Annotated in this window: 18 protein-coding genes; 9 read left to right on the forward strand and 9 right to left on the reverse strand. The window is 43.5% G+C overall.

Going from position 1 to position 17651, the window contains the following annotated elements; translation table 11 throughout:
* Nucleotides 1–144 precede the first annotated feature (144 nt).
* From glgA to topA, 3 genes are all read right to left on the reverse strand, one after another.
* On the reverse strand, nt 145–1602 hold the full coding sequence (gene glgA, locus CTT30_RS10125; protein ID WP_239865706.1) for a glycogen synthase GlgA: 1458 nt from the start codon (nt 1600–1602) through the stop codon (nt 145–147).
* Nucleotides 1592–2809, reverse strand: coding sequence for a glucose-1-phosphate adenylyltransferase (gene glgC, locus CTT30_RS10130; protein WP_239865705.1), 1218 nt, complete (start codon nt 2807–2809; stop codon nt 1592–1594). Before glgC ends, glgA begins: the two co-directional genes overlap by 11 nt.
* Nucleotides 2810–3317: 508 nt before the next feature.
* Nucleotides 3318–5945 carry a type I DNA topoisomerase gene (topA, locus tag CTT30_RS10135; protein WP_252035060.1) on the reverse strand — a complete coding sequence of 876 codons (2628 nt, stop codon included), beginning with the start codon at nt 5943–5945 and terminating at the stop codon, nt 3318–3320.
* A gap of 355 nt (nt 5946–6300) precedes the next feature.
* Between topA and CTT30_RS10140 the strand changes: the two genes are divergently transcribed.
* Complete coding sequence (locus tag CTT30_RS10140) at nt 6301–6549, forward strand: YciN family protein (protein WP_239875441.1); 249 nt, start codon at nt 6301–6303, stop codon at nt 6547–6549.
* Nucleotides 6550–6588: 39 nt separating this feature from the next.
* Here CTT30_RS10140 and aroA read toward each other — a convergent pair whose 3' ends face one another.
* Nucleotides 6589–7869, reverse strand: coding sequence for a 3-phosphoshikimate 1-carboxyvinyltransferase (aroA, locus tag CTT30_RS10145; protein ID WP_239865702.1), 1281 nt, complete (start codon nt 7867–7869; stop codon nt 6589–6591).
* A gap of 159 nt (nt 7870–8028) precedes the next feature.
* Nucleotides 8029–8484 carry an outer membrane lipoprotein gene (locus tag CTT30_RS10150; protein ID WP_239838277.1) on the reverse strand — a complete coding sequence of 152 codons (456 nt, stop codon included), beginning with the start codon at nt 8482–8484 and terminating at the stop codon, nt 8029–8031.
* Nucleotides 8485–8501: 17 nt separating this feature from the next.
* On the opposite strand from CTT30_RS10150, the gene aat reads away from it, so the two are divergent.
* The 3 genes from aat (at nt 8502) to infA (ending at nt 10218) form a co-directional block, all read left to right on the forward strand.
* Nucleotides 8502–9224, forward strand: coding sequence for a leucyl/phenylalanyl-tRNA--protein transferase (gene aat, locus CTT30_RS10155; protein ID WP_252035061.1), 723 nt, complete (start codon nt 8502–8504; stop codon nt 9222–9224).
* Complete coding sequence (locus CTT30_RS10160; RefSeq protein WP_239875444.1) at nt 9221–9919, forward strand: arginyltransferase; 699 nt, start codon at nt 9221–9223, stop codon at nt 9917–9919. The genes aat and CTT30_RS10160 overlap by 4 nt, the downstream gene beginning before the upstream one ends.
* Before the next feature lie 80 nt (nt 9920–9999).
* A complete protein-coding gene (gene infA / locus CTT30_RS10165; protein ID WP_001040192.1) occupies nt 10000–10218 on the forward strand; it encodes a translation initiation factor IF-1 in 219 nt (72 codons plus the stop codon).
* 84 nt (nt 10219–10302) lie between these two features.
* On the opposite strand, the gene CTT30_RS10170 is transcribed toward infA, so the two are convergent.
* Together CTT30_RS10170 and cysS are read right to left on the reverse strand one after the other, a co-directional pair.
* Complete coding sequence (locus CTT30_RS10170; protein ID WP_239838233.1) at nt 10303–10881, reverse strand: thymidine kinase; 579 nt, start codon at nt 10879–10881, stop codon at nt 10303–10305.
* 68 nt (nt 10882–10949) lie between these two features.
* Entirely contained in the window at nt 10950–12332 is a 1383-nt protein-coding gene (cysS, locus tag CTT30_RS10175; RefSeq protein ID WP_239838232.1) for a cysteine--tRNA ligase, read from the reverse strand.
* 203 nt (nt 12333–12535) lie between these two features.
* Here cysS and CTT30_RS10180 point away from each other — a divergent pair, with 203 nt between their 5' ends.
* The 4 genes from CTT30_RS10180 (at nt 12536) to CTT30_RS10195 (ending at nt 15628) form a co-directional block, all read left to right on the forward strand.
* Nucleotides 12536–13030: a peptidylprolyl isomerase gene (locus CTT30_RS10180; RefSeq protein ID WP_006962924.1), complete on the forward strand. Its 495-nt coding sequence runs from the start codon at nt 12536–12538 to the stop codon at nt 13028–13030.
* A gap of 56 nt (nt 13031–13086) precedes the next feature.
* Nucleotides 13087–13833: a UDP-2,3-diacylglucosamine diphosphatase gene (gene lpxH / locus CTT30_RS10185; RefSeq protein WP_252035063.1), complete on the forward strand. Its 747-nt coding sequence runs from the start codon at nt 13087–13089 to the stop codon at nt 13831–13833.
* A 64-nt stretch (nt 13834–13897) separates the two neighbouring features.
* Nucleotides 13898–15115: an EAL and HDOD domain-containing protein gene (locus CTT30_RS10190; protein WP_252035065.1), complete on the forward strand. Its 1218-nt coding sequence runs from the start codon at nt 13898–13900 to the stop codon at nt 15113–15115.
* Nucleotides 15116–15133: 18 nt separating this feature from the next.
* Nucleotides 15134–15628 (forward strand): YchJ family protein, encoded by a 495-nt coding sequence (locus CTT30_RS10195; protein ID WP_252035067.1) that lies wholly within the window; start codon nt 15134–15136, stop codon nt 15626–15628.
* Nucleotides 15629–15691: 63 nt separating this feature from the next.
* Here the strand turns inward: CTT30_RS10195 and CTT30_RS10200 are convergent, their stop codons facing one another.
* Entirely contained in the window at nt 15692–15979 is a 288-nt protein-coding gene (locus tag CTT30_RS10200) for a YeaC family protein (RefSeq protein WP_239838228.1), read from the reverse strand.
* A 107-nt stretch (nt 15980–16086) separates the two neighbouring features.
* Between CTT30_RS10200 and CTT30_RS10205 the strand changes: the two genes are divergently transcribed.
* On the forward strand, nt 16087–16908 hold the full coding sequence (locus CTT30_RS10205) for a DUF2989 domain-containing protein (protein ID WP_252035069.1): 822 nt from the start codon (nt 16087–16089) through the stop codon (nt 16906–16908).
* 54 nt (nt 16909–16962) lie between these two features.
* Here the strand turns inward: CTT30_RS10205 and msrB are convergent, their stop codons facing one another.
* Nucleotides 16963–17367 (reverse strand): peptide-methionine (R)-S-oxide reductase MsrB, encoded by a 405-nt coding sequence (msrB, locus tag CTT30_RS10210; protein WP_239875447.1) that lies wholly within the window; start codon nt 17365–17367, stop codon nt 16963–16965.
* Nucleotides 17368–17651: the final 284 nt, after the last annotated feature.

Consider the following 17651-nt stretch of genomic DNA (forward strand, 5'->3'; position numbering starts at 1 on the left):
CAAAGGGGATGTGTCAGGAGAGTATCACAAACTTATGCAATTTTAAGTCAGCTTATGCGATTTGCACTCATCATTACCACAAATTAACCCTAAATTTTACTAAAAAGGCGCCGTAATAGGCGCCCTTTTTCATAGCAAAATGTATTATTTGAATGCGCTCAGATACAAATTCAGATACTCATCGGCCGCTTTACTCCAACAAAAATCTTGTTGCATCGCATGCAGCTGAACACGTTGTAATTCGTTAGGGTTCTGAACAAATAACAATAGAGAACGTTGTAAAGTGAGCAGCAATTCTTTTGGTTCTGGTAAGTCAAACACAAAACCAGTGGCAGTATCAGGGTCAACATCATAATCACTTACACTATCCTTCAGCCCTCCCACACCACGCACTATCGGTAATGTGCCATAGGCCATACTGTAGATCTGATTTAAGCCACAAGGTTCGAATTCTGACGGCATAAGGAAGAAGTCAGAACCTGCTTCAACTAAGTGAGCTAATTCATTATCGTACGCTTCTACGAATTTGAACTTCTCACTGTGTAAAGCTTCGATATCTTTAAGCTTAGATGCAAGGACAGGATCCCCTGTCCCCACTATGACAAGTTGGGCATCATGGCGTAAAAACTGACTTAAAATCGGCAGGAGATAGTGAACCCCTTTTTGATTCGTCAACCGACAAACCATGCCGTACATTGCAACATCGCTATCGACCAAGCCGAGCCTTTCTTGCAATGCCTTTTTACAGGCCTTCTTCCCTGTCACCATACTTTGATGATTTGGCTTGTAGTTAACAGGCAAATACGGATCGGTTTCAGGGTTCCATGCCGAGTAATCACAACCGTTCAATATTCCAACTAAATCACCTTCTCTGTGCTTAAACTCCGCTGCCATACCATGGCTTCCCAGCTCAGTCTTTAGCTCTTCAGCATAAGTCGGGCTAACAGCATTGATTTTGTCCGCGCTCATGACTCCGGCTTTGAGCATAGTGACATGCGTTGGACTTACGGCAGCGTCAGGTGCATATCGGGTATGCATCTCAGGAAGAAATTGCAGCTCTTCATAACTGAATACCCCTTTGAACACCGCATTGTGCACTGACAAGATACTTTTGGTTTCTGCGAAAAACTCAGCTTGGACGTATCGGTGTTTTAGCAAATAAGGTACGAAGCCCGTATGCCAGTCGTTAGCATGAATAATATTGGGTTGAAAACCTAGCTTGGCCAACATGTCCAAGCAGGCGGCACTGAAAAAAGCAAAACGTTCACCATTATCGCTATATGCCTGATTATTTTCTGCGTACATTTCTGGGCGCTGAAAATATTTCGGGCAATCAATGGCGTATACCTTCAGCCCAACAAGGCCCAATTCCCGAACTTTATATTCAGTATGAGGCCAATAGTCCAGCTTCGTCTCCAACACAATCGGGGCTGAGTCAATATGAGGAATGTTTTGATAAGCCGGTAATGTTACTCGTACATCTTGATTCAGTTTGAAAAGAGCCTCAGGCAGTGCTTTGGCTACATCCGCCAAACCACCACTTTTTATCAGCCCTTCAACTTCCGATGCTACAAACAGAATAGATAAATTCTTAGTAGCCAACTCGTGCTCCTTTAGGAATGACAACAATTCCATCGTCAGACACGTGAAAGTGCTTTTTGTCTTCCGTTAAATTGACACCAATTTGTGTACCTGGTGCGATGTCTACATCTTTATCGACGATAACGCGACGTAACATACAGCCTTCACCGACTTTCACGTCACCCAAGAGGATACTTTCGCTAATATCACACGCAGATGCAATATTACTGCGGAATCCTAATACAGACTTTTCAATTCGGGACCCGCGAATATAACTGCCATTACACACTAAACTGTCAATGATCTGCACACGACCGTTATCAGAGTCGGTAAACGTTGCTGGTGGAAGTGCTGGGTAGAAGGTATGCAATGGCCACTTACGGTTATATAGAGAGAAGGGGGCGTCTTTTTCAAGCAAATCCATGTGCGCTTCCCAGTAAGCATCGATTGTCCCTACATCACGCCAGTAAACTTCTTCTTTTTCACCTGTAATACGGTTAGTGCTAAAGTCATAAACAAACACGTCACCGCGCGGGAACATTTTGGGAATGATATCTTTACCAAAATCATGGGATGATTCAGGATTGTCCGCGTCTTCAATCAGTTCAGAAAACAGAGGCTGAGCTTCAAAAACATAGTTGCCCATAGAAACCAATGCATGTTGAGGATCACCAGGAATCGGCTTAGGCTGTGTCGGCTTTTCTTCGAACCCAACCATCCGCCCTTCTTTATCGACTTCAATAACACCAAATTGAGAAGCTTCAGATAGCGGCATACGCAATGCCGAAACCGTCAGAGATGCTTGCTTTTCTTTATGGAAATCTAACATCTGCTTGATGTCCATTTTATAAATATGATCAGAACCGAAAATACAGACTTGATCCGGCTCAGCTAATTCCATAAAACGAAGGTTCTGGTAAATGGCGTCCGCAGTACCTTCATACCAACGTTTACCCGTTCTCATTTGTGCCGGGATAGGGTCAATGAACCGATCAGTAATGCCGCTTATATTCCACCCTTTCTTAAGGTGATGGAACAAGGATTGAGATTTGAACTGAGTCAGTACATAGATGCGCATTAAGTCAGCATTGACGAAATTGTTGAGAGCAAAATCAATAAGACGATAACTACCACCAAAAGGAACCGAAGGCTTACTGCGGGACTCTGTTAACGGACGAAGGCGAGAGCCTTCTCCACCAGCAAGGATCATTCCTAAAACACCAGCCATTATTTATTCTCCATAATAATTTTTAATTGCAGATAAGCTTGTATATCGGGGACTTATCTTTGTCTTCCTCGTTGCGAGCCTGAACTCATGCAGACATACGAAATGGAATTTTTAGCCTGTCAATCGCACATAAATCCATTTTATGTTTCATTTGAAATTGATAGTTTCACTGTGCACAGGGTTTACTATAAATTACCGTATTTCGTTAAATTTACAATTTAAAAGATGTTATACCTTGAACGCGATAAAGTTTGCTTTGTATGGCTCTGAAGTAAGTCACACAATCATATTCAGATAAAACAGACCATTAACACAACGCCTACAAAGTGATGACTTAGATCGCAATTCGCGTTTTGTTGTCACAATTATATGAAAAACAGATGGCAGTTTAATGAACTCAAGACATGGCTTATAACAAACAATAAATCCCATTCCGACCTAACCTACAAATAATAAAAAAGCAGCCTACTGCTAGGCTGCTTTTCCCATTCAATTTAAACGAACTACTCTACTTTGCGCTTTTCTTACGTTTATCAGTAATTTCCCATTTACCATCAATGTACAGCGCAGTATAGCCCGATGGTTTTCCATCTATCTCTGAACGAACGTAGTTCTCTTTCGATTTTCTACTGAAACGTACCACCATTGGAAGACCATCAGGATCCTTTTCTGGAGCCGTTGTCAAATAATGGAATTTCGGAGAAATACGATCTTTAAATCTAACTAACTCTTCCACAAGAGGAGCACGAGTTTCACGTGACTTAGGGAAAGTGCTTGCTGCCAAGAACAAACCTGAAGCACCATCACGTAATACAAAGTATGCATCTGAGTTTTCACACGGTAGCTCAGGAAGATGAACTGGATCTTCTTTAGGCGGTGCAACCTCACCATTTTTCAGGATCTTGCGCGTGTTCTTACATGTCTCGCTGGTACAGTCCATGTATTTACCAAAGCGACCGTTCTTTAGAACCATGTCACTGCCACACTTGTCACATTCGACAACTGGACCATCGTACCCTTTCACCTTGTATTCGCCATGTTCAACAACATAACCATCACAGTTAGGGTTGTTACCACACACGTGTAGTTTACGCTTATCATCAATCAAGTAAGCGTCCATAGCGGTTTCACAGATCGGACAACGCTTTTTCGCACGAAGTGCTGCTGTTTCAACGTCTTCTTCTAAAACATTGATAATGCCTTCTTCATCACCTAAATTGATGGTGGTCTTACAACGTTCTTTTGGCGGAAGAGCATAACCTGAACAACCAAGGAATACGCCCGTTGAGGCCGTACGAATCCCCATTTCACGCGAACACGTCGGACACTTGATATCAGTGTAAACGATATGGTTCGGCTTCATGCCCCCTTGCTCTTCGTCCTGCTCTGCTTTTTCAAGATCACTAGTAAAGTCACCAAAGAAATTATCTAACACTTTCTTCCAGTTCGCTTCACCTTCCGCGATTTGGTCAAGCTTCTCCTCCATGCGAGATGTGAACTCGTAATTCATCAACTCATGGAAGCTATCGTCTAAGCGATCCGTTACGATTTCACCCATTTTTTCAGCATAGAAGCGACGTTGTTCAACTTTAACGTAACCACGATCCTGAATGGTCGAGATGATGGATGCATACGTTGACGGACGACCAATACCTCGCTTCTCAAGCTCTTTAACCAAAGCCGCTTCAGTGAAACGTGCAGGTGGTTTGGTAAAGTGCTGTTTAGGATCTAATTGAATCAAATCAACCTTGTCACCAACCTGAACGGCAGGCAGTATCTGGTCTTCATTCTTACCCAATGGACGCTGCACGCGCGTCCAACCGTCAAATTTAAGAATGCGGCCTTTGGCCTTAAGCGTGTACTCAGCAGCTTTGACGCTCACTGTCGTAGAATCATACTTCGCCGGTGTCATCTGACACGCGACAAACTGATTCCAGATAAGTGAATACAGTTTATGCGCATCCGCTTCCATGCCTTTCAGATCATCAGCTTTCACTGCCACATCTGAAGGTCGAATCGCTTCGTGAGCTTCCTGAGCACCTTCTTTGCTACCATAGACATTCGGTTTAGCCGGAAGGTAAGCGTCACCATACTCATCACCAATGAACCCACGAACCGCTTCTACTGCTTCTGCACTCAAGTTCGTCGAGTCGGTACGCATATACGTGATATAACCCGCTTCATACAGACGCTGAGCTAACATCATGGTTTTCTTAACACCATAACCTAAACGAGTACTGGCGGCTTGCTGAAGCGTTGACGTAATGAACGGAGCAGAAGGCTTGCTCGACGTTGGGCGGTCTTCACGTTTACAAACTTCGTATGCTGCTTTTTCCAGAACAGCAATCGCTGACTGCGCTTCAGCTTCATTAGATGGCTTAAACGCCACACCATCTTTCTGGGCAACCTGAAGACGGAAATCCGTTTTATTAGCGGTTTTGGTATTCGCGTGAATATCCCAAAACTCTTCTGGAACAAACGCTTTGATTTCGCGTTCGCGCTCAACCAATAGTTTTACAGCAACCGATTGAACACGGCCAGCAGACAGGCCACGCGCGACCTTTTTCCACAACAGTGGTGAAACCATAAAGCCCACAACACGATCCATAAAGCGGCGTGCCTGTTGGGCGTTAACACCATCCATACTGAGCTCACCCGGTTTCTGGAAAGCTTGTTGAATCGCGTTCTTAGTAATTTCGTTAAAGACAACTCGTTTGTATCGCTCTTCATCGCCACCGATGATCTCACGAAGGTGCCAAGCGATAGCTTCTCCCTCGCGATCCAAATCGGTTGCGAGGTAGACGCTATCTGCGTCTTTCGCGAGCTTCTGTAGCTCCGCAACCACTTTTTCTTTACCAGGCAAAACCTGATAATTCGCTTCCCAACCATTAAATGGGTCAATACCCATTTTTTTGATCAGTGCTTTGCGGTCTTTTTCTTTTTTGATTCGAGCTTTTTCTTCAACACTCAAACCTTTCGTTGAGACAGCCGCTGATTTTTGGCCGGTACTCTGACCGGCGGTAGGTAGATCGCGTACATGACCCACACTGGACTTAACAATAAAGTCCTTACCTAAATACTTATTGATGGTTTTAGCCTTAGCAGGCGACTCCACAATAACGAGTGACTTACCCATATTGACTCAAGTGTCCTTAATATGATTTCGAGATTTAACGCACGACATACTTAAAATATTGCTTCTTTTTTTACTATTGAGCGAGAAACCAAGAAGATCAATATCTTTTTTAAAATTCAACATTGACTGGTCGACAAATCGACGAATGGCAATTGTCTCGGTGCTTCGAAAGTGCCACATACTAAACGCGGCTCCATTGCTTCTGCTACTGCAACGAAAGAATTTATGCCTCCGGTCACAAAACCTAAGTTATCCCGTCAGGTTCACTGGATTGATCTGTCGCAATGGCTTTGAGCTTCAACCCTTTTACAATTGCTTCTATTATAGAGATGCGTTGATAAACGAGTAATAAAACATGACCGACAAGAAAGCTATTTCCAAATTCGAACTGCTGTTGATTGCTAACCACCTCATTCAGGAACACGAAGATTATGTTGAAGGTATGCGTGCAGACAGTGTCGAAGAAAAGGACGATGTCTTAGTGTTTAAGGGGAATTACTTCTTGGATAGTGAAGGGTTACCGACAGCAAACACCACCGCAGTGTTCAACATGTTCAAGTACTTAGCGCACCACCTTTCGACAGAGTTTTCCTTAAAAGACTGAAGATAAAAGCCCTGATAATCAACGTCAGGGCTTTTATTTCTAGCAACTTAAAGAAGCCAGCTTGTCAAAGTAATCCGGGAAGGTCTTTGACGTACATTTCGGGTCATTGATGGTCACAGGGGTATCACTCAATGCCACCAAAGAAAAACACATCGCCATTCGGTGGTCATCATAGGTATCTATAGCTGCATGGATCAGGTTTTCTGGCGGTGTTACAACAATATAGTCTTCACCTTCTTCCACTTCAGCCCCCACTTTGCGCAACTCCGTTGCCATTGCAGACAAGCGATCGGTTTCTTTGACACGCCAGTTATAGACATTGCGAATCGCTGTCGTACCTTTTGCAAAAAGGGCCGTGGTCGCAATGGTCATTGCAGCGTCAGGGATATGATTAAAGTCCATATCAACCGCATTAAGCTCACCAACACGGGCGATCACATAATCATCTCCCCACTCAATTTCGGTGCCCATCTTCTCCAATGCGTCAGCAAATTGAATGTCGCCTTGAATGCTCTTTTTACCAATGCCCGTTACTTTAATTTCCCCACCTTTAATCGCAGCAGCAGCGAGAAAATAGGACGCAGAGGATGCGTCACCTTCGACTAGAAAATCACCCGGAGCAACGTAAGACTGGCCTTTACGGATGACAAATTCCTGGTAGTCATTGTTCTCTACTTCAACACCGAACTGCGACATGATGTGCAGAGTAATATCGATGTATGGCTTCGACACCAACTCACCAACGATTCTAATGGTTACATCGTCTTGTGCCAGCGGCGCAGACATCAAGAATGCCGTCAGGAATTGACTTGAGATCGAACCATCAATTTCAACCGTACCGCCCTTCAGGCCCGTTCCTTTAATTTTCAGTGGAGGAAAGTCTTCATTTTCTAAGTACTCAACATCAGCACCAGCTTGACGAAGTGCATCAACTAGGTGACCTATCGGGCGCTCTTTCATACGAGGCTCGCCCGTCAGCACATACTCTCCGCTACCCAGACATAAAGCAGCAGCGAGAGGTCGCATTGCCGTTCCCGCATTACCTAAAAAGAGCTCTAAGGCTTCTGGCGCATCAAACGCTTTACCTAGACCTTCAACCTCACACACCGTTTTGTCTTGTGACAATGTGTAATTCACACCAAGCTTTGTCAATGCATTCAGCATATGACGAATATCATCACTATCGAGTAGGTTAGTAAGACGAGTCGTCCCTTTCGCTAAAGCTGCAAGCAGTAGCGCACGGTTTGAAACACTCTTTGAACCTGGTAAGTTGACCTCACCATTGACTTTATTGATAGGTTGTAACGTAAGGCTTTCCATTAAATTTCGTTATTCCTTGATCGCTTTGCCTTCCTAAGCAAGCGATGAACAATTCTTCGTAGTTGCAGCCTATCTAAAATCGACACCTAAAACTAGACCAAAATCACAATTAGTCGCGATCTTTTATTCGGCTTATGCAATAGCAATACATAGGGCGAATCAATACTCTTTATCGACCCTTACACCGTTATCGAAATACAGTATCCGTACTTTGTCACCGCGTTCAAACAACATGGTGTTGTCGACATCCTGAATAACGTCAATCAGCTTGTCTTGTTCTGTTTTAATCAGCAGTTCGACCAACCTGTACTCGATTTTATATTCTTGATTCGCTCGATTGTGCGCAATGCCCGCCCCCGCCACAGCGCCCACTGCTGTGGCAACTTCCTTCCCAGTTCCTCCGCCAAACTGGTTGCCGATAACACCGCCCACGACAGCGCCAAGCAGCGTTTCCCAACCAGATAATTCAGCTTTGACAATATCTTGCTGAGTGAGATAACGAACGGAATCAACTTCACCAAACACGACTTGATTCACAGGTCTGGCCTGATTTCTCTCATATGCTGCATTGGCAACGAGCGGAAAAATGAATAAGATCCAAAGCCATTTTTTCATCATAGTTCTCCTGCGTCATGGCGATTTATTTAACTGAACTCGACGAAGACAAACTTTGGTTTCCGCCTCCATCCGAAGCCCTGAATGATCCAAATGGGTTGCTTGCATTCGGTGGCGACCTTTCTCCAGATCGTCTCTTGCTCGCTTACCAGAATGGGATTTTCCCGTGGTATGGGCCAGGTGAGCCTCTTTTATGGTGGAGCCCATCTCCGAGAGCTGTATTTGATCCTAAGACATTTAAACCGGCTAAAAGTCTTAAAAAGTTTCAAAGAAAGCATCAATATCGGATCAGTATCAACCTAGCAACAGAGTCCGTCATTGATCACTGTGCATCAATGCGCTCAGAACATGAAACTTGGTTGAATGAGGAAATGCGTTCCGCGTATAAGCAAATGGCTTCTCTTGGCCACTGCCATTCTGTCGAGGTGTGGAACCATGATGAATTAATTGGAGGCCTGTATGGGCTTTCGATTGGCCAAGTATTCTGTGGAGAGTCTATGTTCAGCCGAGAAACCAATGCATCCAAAATCGCGTTATGGTATTTCTGCGAATATTTCACCTCAATGAACGGCAAACTGATCGACTGTCAGGTCATGAACCCTCATTTAAAGTCTCTAGGAGCGCAAGTTCTGGAGAGAGAAGTGTTTATGCAAAGCCTGCTATCCTTAAGACAGGAAAAGCTGCTCGACAACAGTTTTAAATCTCAGTGGCTTAAGCTGGCATCAGAGGAGAATCAATGAGTTCCGATCTGCAACAAATCCGCATTGGATTGACCGACAGTCACCCTTGTAGCTATCTCAAAGATAAGCAAGAGAGAGTGGCTGTCGCTCTCGATCCAGCCATGCACACCGCTTCAAGCTATGAAGTGCTACTGGCGAACGGGTTTCGACGCAGTGGAGATACCATCTATAAGCCACATTGTGATCATTGCCAATCTTGTCAAGCACTCAGAGTCTCTATCCCAGATATTGAGCTCTCCAAAAGTCAAAAGCGCTTGCGTAATAAAGCACAGCATTTAACTTGGGAACTGCGAGATGAAATGATTCCTGGCTGGTTTGAACTGTATTCTCACTATATTAATGTTCGCCATCGTAACGGAACCATGTACCCTCCTAAGCAGAATGAGTTTGCCAAATTTTCTCAATGCCACTGGCTTAACACTCAGTATCTACATGTTTACGACCAAGATCGTTTGATTGCTATCGCCGTCACAGACATTCTTTCCAACTCCGCCAGCGCGTTTTACACCTTTTTCGACCCAGATTACGAATTATCTCTCGGGACTCTGGGTGTGATGTTTCAGCTTGAATACTGCCGCCAACAAGGAAAACAGTGGCTCTATTTGGGTTATCAGATTGACGAATGCCCGGCAATGAATTACAAAGTCCGCTTTCAGCGTCATCAAAGGCTAGTAAATCAGCGTTGGCAAGGGTAGAATACGCCCCAACTTTACTTATTTCATTTTTATCGGCACGCTAAGCTGGTAGAAATTATCCATTTTTAAAAGAGGATTAAATGGCTAAAGAAGACGTAATTGAGATGCAAGGCACTGTCCTTGATACTCTTCCAAACACAATGTTCCGTGTTGAGCTAGAAAACGGTCACGTAGTTACTGCTCACATCTCTGGTAAAATGCGTAAGAACTACATCCGTATTCTTACTGGTGACAAAGTAACTGTAGAGATGACTCCATACGATCTATCCAAAGGTCGCATCGTCTTCCGTGCTCGTTAATCTCTGATTGCTTTGCGCAATCCGAATTAGTCGAATACAACAAAAAACGGAGCCTAGTGCTCCGTTTTTTGTTGTCTGTTCACTTTATTTTCCAAGCGCTTCTTTGTAGTGTTGGCGGCACACTGATACATAGCGGTCATTACCCCCAATCGCAACCTGATCGCCCTCAGCAATGGCATTACCATGCTCATCTGTGCGGATGACCATGTTTGCTTTTCGTCCACAATGGCAGATGGTTTTCAGTTCAACCAGTTTATCAGCCCAAGACAGAAGGTATTTGCTGCCTTCAAACAACTCACCTAAGAAGTCTGTGCGTAAGCCGTAGCACAAGACCGGGATATGAAGCTTATCCACCACTTCAGTTAACTGATAGACCTGCTCTTTGGTCAAGAACTGACACTCATCAACCAAGATACAGTGACGCTTTTCGACTTCATTTAGTGCGGCGATTTCTTGGTACAAATCAGAGTCCGCACGAAATAGGTGTGCATCTGACTGAAGACCAATACGAGAACTTACTTTGCCCACACCGTATCTGTCGTCCAAAGCGGCTGTAAAAATCACAGGTGTCATGCCACGTTCTTGGTAGTTAAAAGAGGATTGAAGAAGAGTGGTGGATTTACCCGCATTCATTGCTGAGTAATAGAAATACATCTGAGCCACTAGTTGCTACCCGTATAAAAAGTTATAAAAAAGAAAAGGGCTGAATTAACAGCCCTCGAAAAGATCAGTTATTTACGACGCCAAGTGGTTCCTTCTGGACCGTCTTCGAGAACAATACCCATCTCATTTAGCTTATCTCGTGCCATATCAGCATTTGCCCAGTCTTTAGAAGCACGCGAATCGTTACGCAGTTTGATAAGCGCTTCAATCTCAGCCACTTCGTCATCATTACCTGCATCACCTTTTAAGAAAGCTTCAGGCTCTTGATGAAGGATACCAATCACATCCGCCAATTCACGCATTAATGAGCCCATTGCACTCGCCTGCTCTAAGTTATCATTCTTAATGCGATTGATCTCACGAGCCATATCAAACAACACAGAATATGCTTCTGGTGTGTTGAAATCATCGTTCATGGCCTCGGTAAAGCGCTTAACGTACTCTTCACCACCAGCAGCTGGTACTGTTAGGTCTAAGCCACGTAGCGAGGTGTAGAGACGTTCAAGAGATGCACGAGCCTGATTCAGGTTTTCTTCACTGTAGTTCAACTGGCTGCGGTAATGTCCTGACATTAGGAAATAGCGAACTGTTTCTGCATCATAATGACCAAGCACATCGCGAATGGTAAAGAAGTTACCCAGTGACTTCGACATTTTCTCTTTATCGACCATCACCATGCCACTGTGCATCCAAGTATTCACATACTGAGTGTCGTGCGCACAGCATGATTGAGCGATTTCATTCTCGTGATGCGGGAATTGAAGATCCGAGCCACCACCATGAATATCGAAATGATTGCCTAAAATAGATGAGTTCATTGCTGAACACTCAATATGCCAACCTGGACGACCCGCGCCCCATGGAGATTCCCACGTAGGCTCGCCAGGCTTAGACATTTTCCATAGCACGAAGTCTAACGGACTGCGTTTCGCGCTTTCAACATCGACGCGTGCCCCAGCCTGAAGCTGATCTAAATCTTGCTTTGACAACTTACCGTATTCATCAAACTGACCAACTTCAAACATGACGTCACCGTTGTCAGCAACGTATGCAAAGCCGCGCTCGATCAGCTTTTCAACCAGCTCGATAATTTCGGCAATAAACTCCGTCGCACGTGGCTCAACATCCGGGCGCTTCATATTCAGAGCATCAAAATCAGCGTGCATTTCACCGATAAGGCGCTCTGTTAAAGAGTCACAGCTTTCACCATTCTCGTTCGCGCGCTTGATGATTTTATCATCAATATCCGTAATATTGCGGACAAAGGTAAGATCATAACCTAGGTAACGCAGGTAACGAGACACTACGTCAAAAGAAACGAATGTACGACCATGACCGATATGACAGAGATCATAGATGGTGACTCCACAGACATACATGCCGACTTTGCCAGCATTGATTGGTTTGAATTCCTCTTTCTGTCTTGTGAGTGTGTTATATATCTTTAACATGATCTCTATCTGATTATTTAGGTGAAACAAAGTAGTGGTTCAGTATACCAATATGCAAGCCATTAGGTCATCCCTGAAATGTTTAAAAAGACGTCAACAAACTCATTAATCCCTCCTAGATAGACACTTTTCACGTATAAAAGTGGTAAAAGTTCATATAGAATTCAGACTTTAAGTCAAAGTCATAAATAAAGGACATCATCATGATCACCCTTCACACTAATTTTGGTGACATCAAAGTTGAACTAAACGAAGAAAAAGCACCAGAAACCTGCGCGAACTTCCTGCAGTACTGCCGTGATGGTTTCTACGACAACACATTATTCCACCGTGTTATCGACGGTTTCATGATCCAAGGTGGCGGCATGGAATCTGGTCTGCGTGAAAAAGCAACTCGCGCTCCCATCAAAAACGAAGCAAACAACGGCTTAAGCAACAAAGTAGGTACGCTGGCAATGGCGCGTACTATGGAACCTCATTCAGCAAGTTCACAGTTCTTCATCAACGTGAACAACAACACTTTCTTAGATTTCCGTAGCGAAAGCCTAGACGGTTGGGGTTACTGTGTATTCGCTGAAGTGGTTGAAGGCATGGATATCGTTAACCAGATTAAAGGCGTTAGCACTGGCTCTCAAGGCATGCACCAAGACGTACCTCTTGAAGACGTTGTGATCACTGGCACCACAATCGAAGAATAATGATTGTGAGGGAGAGCACATTGCTCTCCCTCCTTCTGTCTTCAGGCTCAGAAAATATGACCACACTATTTATCGCAGACCTCCACCTCTCCCCAACCACACCAGACATTACTGATTGCTTTATCCGTTTTATGCGTGAAGAAGCCATTCATGCAGATGCGCTGTACGTACTCGGTGACTTATTTGAGTTCTGGATTGGCGATGATGATAGCTCTGATTTTGCTAACCAAATTCGTAACGAGTTTAGGCATCTTACCTCTTCAGGTACTCCATGTTATTTCACCCAAGGTAATCGTGATTTTTTAGTCGGAAAGCGCTTCGCTAAACAAACTGGCGTGACCTTGTTAGGCGATGAAACCGTGATTGATTTGTATGGTAGAAAAACCGTCGTGTTGCACGGAGACACGCTATGTACTGAGGATGTCAAATACCTACAGTACCGAGAGAAAGTGCATCAACCATGGCTACAATGGATATTTAACCGTATTCCAATGTTCATCAAAAAGAAGATTGTCGCTAAAGTTCAATCTGACATACGTTCTGACAAGCAGACCAAATCCCTCGACATCATGGACGTCACCCAGTCAGAAGTTGAAGCGGTGATGGCAAAACATCAGGTAGACTTGATGATTCATGGTCACACTCATCGCCCTAATGTTCATGTGTTCACAGTTCAAAATACTGAAAAAACTCGTGTTGTTTTAGGGGATTGGTACACTCAAGGCTCAGTTCTGGTCTATGCTAAAAATAGCTTCAAGTTGGAAGCGAGGCCATTTAAGGCTTCAATAAAACAAGCCAACTAATCTCTCTTGCTTATTGGTTGGAATTCGGCCGATTTTATGACTAATAAGACGTTGGAATTAGGTTTTGAAAAACTCTTACATAGCCAGACAACCCATACTAAACAGAGATAAACAAACTGTAGGGTACGAACTTCTATTCAGGGACGGTCCTAAAAACACCTTCCCTGAAATCGATCCTGAGCTCGCAACCAGTCGTTTATTGTCTGACCACTTTCTTAGTACGCATTACGAAACACTCGGGGACAAATTGGGGTTCATTAATTTTCCCTACCAAAGCCTCGTTAACAAAGTCCCAACCATGTTTCCCAAGGACAATATGGTTGTTGAAGTGCTTGAAGACTGCCCCCCCACACAAGAGTTATTGGATGCAATCAGAGAGATGGCAAAAATGGGGTACAAAATCGCACTGGACGATTTTATCCCGAGTAAAGAGTGGAAAGCGTTCTTACCCTATGTTTCTATCATCAAGTTTGATATCAGATTAGTGCCCATAGAGAAAGCCCGCTTATTTATAATGAAGTTAGCAGGCTCTAATATTTTGTTCTTGGCCGAAAAAGTAGAAACCTATGAAGAGTTTGAACAGGCCAAAAAAGCGGGTTTTGAATACTTTCAAGGCTATTTTTTTAGTAAACCCGAAGTGTTGTCACGTAAAGCACTAGAAGCCTCTTTCATTACCGTCATTCAGCTTATGCAAGAGATTGCCAAAGATGATCTGGACTATACAAAGATAGAGTCCCTGATTAGTAAAGACGTTAGCCTTTCCTTTAAACTGCTGTCTTTTGTTAATTCTTCATCCATTGTTCAGACGCAAATTCAATCTTTTAAACAAGCACTGGTTTATTTAGGCGAAGAGAAGCTACGGAAGTTTATTTCATTAGTTTCTCTGGCTTCCACTCAAGACAATAAGCCTGACTACCTTTACAGCTTATCGATACAAAGAGCGCGATACTGTGAACTACTGGGCTCAAAAATGGCCACCCAGCCTGAGTCTGGCCAAGCCTTCCTCACTGGAATCTTTTCCTTACTTGATAGCCTACTCGATAAGCCCTTAGAACAAATTGTGAACGAAATCCCCATCGATAAGTCAGTAAAACTAGCGTTAACACAAAATGCAGGCATACTAGGCAAAATTCTTATGTTAACTGAAGCGTACGAGCTGGCAGATTGGGAAGAGGTATCGCATCTTTGTGAGTCTTTAGGACTCAAGCCACAAGACCTAAGCGATTGCTATGAAGAATCACTAAAGTGGACAGCCGATCTGCTCTCAGTTTCAACCAAATAACACTTCGTCGGAGCCGTCATGAAGTACTGCCCTTGTGGTAATAACAAGGCATACAGCGAATGCTGTGAGCCTATTCATCTTGATCACGCGAAAGCAACCACACCAGAACAATTAATGCGTTCCCGTTATAGCGCCCATGTAAAGCGTCTCGTCGATTATGTCATCAATACATACCATCCGACTTGCCAAGCCAGTGAGCAACGTGAGGGCATTGAACAGTCGGTAGAAAGCGATTGGTATAAACTGGAAGTCACGAGTTGTGAACCAGGCTCTAATAAAGACGAAGGCTTTGTGTCATTCAGAGCCTATTTCAACGAGGAAGGTGTACAACACTGCTTGGAAGAACGTTCGCGCTTTGTGAGAGAGAATGGGCTTTGGTACTATATTGATGGGACATTTCCCAAACCTGAGGTCGATTCAAGGCTGACTCAATCAGTCAAAAATCTCAAAGTAGGACGCAATGATCCATGCATTTGTGGCAGTGGTAAAAAGTTTAAAAAATGCTGCGGATAAAATAGTATTGAATAATGAAAAAGCAGGGCTAGTGTGTCCCTGCTCTTTACATTTCATCAGCGATTAAGAGTCTTTATTCGGGTTGACTCTCATTATATCGTTTTGATCTTGCTTGAATTGCTTTTTCAGTTCTGCTTTAGATTTAAAACTGATCTCTCCACCTTGAGCCACTGTCATATGCTGAGCTTCCGAATTATGTTTAGATTGATACAACATCACAGCTTGCATACATGAATCTCGCTGCTCCTGAGAAAGTGATGTACCCTCAGGCCACTTCCCCGTTTCTACAGCATATAATAGACGCTCATATGCCTCTGGTGTAATGGCATTAATTAACTGCTCTGCGTCCATGGTCTATCCTTAAGTTGTAACTGAGATGGAAAGAACATAACTGGCTGGCATTCTGAGTCAAGATTGCACCAAAGAATAAGTGTAACGGATCACAAGCAAATCAAAATATGAAGCATATAAAAGCACTACTCATCTTTAGCATGCCCATAGCATTAATAGGGTGCTTCGAAAATCGTCAGAATACTGACAAGCTGTGCGCAGATAACCCGAGTTTACAATGCGAACGACTTAATATGAATGATGGTCAATGTCGAGTACCTCGAACTGATTTGATTTGGCACCGCTATGAAGTTTTAAAACAGCCCACCGATAGCAACATTATTGAGGAGTACCGTTTCCTTGCTGGATACAAAAAATGCCTTGAACTCGCTTCTCAAATCCAGCCCATTGAGCAAGCTGGACTTAAAGAAAGGCGGTTTAATGCTTTAATGAACTCAGGTGAAGATTTAGAAAAGTTAATCGAACGGATCCGTCAATCTAACTCCCCTGAATCGCTCTATTTTCTTTGGAGCCAAACCGGAGATGACCAAGCTCAGCGAAGCTTTCTACAATTAGAAGGCACTCCAGCCTTAGAAACGGCAGAAATGCAGTATGCACTCGCGACTTTCTATACCAGTCGAGATCTGGAGAAAACAGTCGACTTACTCAATAAATCACTCGAATTGAGCGAAGGAAAAAACCTCAATACTGAGATTTTCAAAACACTTGCCAGCATCACCTATCAGCTTGATCGCAAAGAGCAGGCATACGTTTGGGCAATGGTTGCCAAGCGATTCGATGTCCCTATTATCGGTTCAGAGCAAGAAATGCAGATCCTTTACGGGTTCAGCCAAGAAAAATATGAACAGCTTGATGGTATTGCCGACACTATTGAAAATGCTTTAGAGAGCGGTAGTTTTCAAAGGAATATGGTCCCTAGCTTCAACTGAGTGGCAATAATCTGAAAGGATAAAACAGTAAGCGGTGATTTCGTCACCGCTTTTTCATGAATTGTTGAAAATTAACGACACTGAATTTACACAAAACCTTTCGCCAGTTGTCTTGGGTCCATCAGGGAAAACGTGACCAAGGTGGCTGTCACATACTGCACATCGAATCTCAGTCCTCACCATTCCGTGACTTAGATCTTTTAAATATCGAATGGCTTGATCATTAATAGGAGCATCAAAACTGGGCCAACCACACCCAGAATCATATTTATTTTCAGATTGAAACAGTGGCGATTGACAACAAGTACAGGCGTAAACCCCCGTCTCCTTGTTATGGAGTAATTTGCCACTAAACGGGGCTTCAGTACCCTGAAGTCGGCAGACTCTATATTCTTCATCAGAAAGCTGCTCACGCCAGTATTCATCTGGTTTTACAACTTTTTTAATATCCTGTTCCACTTTTCTTTTTCTCCACTTTTATCACTATTACTGTGACTTTTCTTTGTAAAAACTTGCGTACTTTAATGTTTGTAGCACATACTTTGAAACCATAAAAGGATGGTTAAACTTTCATCAAGATTGAAAGCATCTGATCTATTTTACGTCAACTGGTTAGACAAAAAACCTGTAATCCGTTCAAAAGATAGTCAAATACGGCTGATTGTGAAAAAAAGCGACGCTTTTTTTTGACTTTAAACAAGTTAAGTCCGATTATCTGTTGCAGATTTTGACTGGATTCTGTA

It is taken from the genome of Vibrio coralliilyticus, assembly GCF_024449095.1.
Classification (GTDB): Bacteria; Pseudomonadota; Gammaproteobacteria; order Enterobacterales; family Vibrionaceae; genus Vibrio; species Vibrio coralliilyticus_A.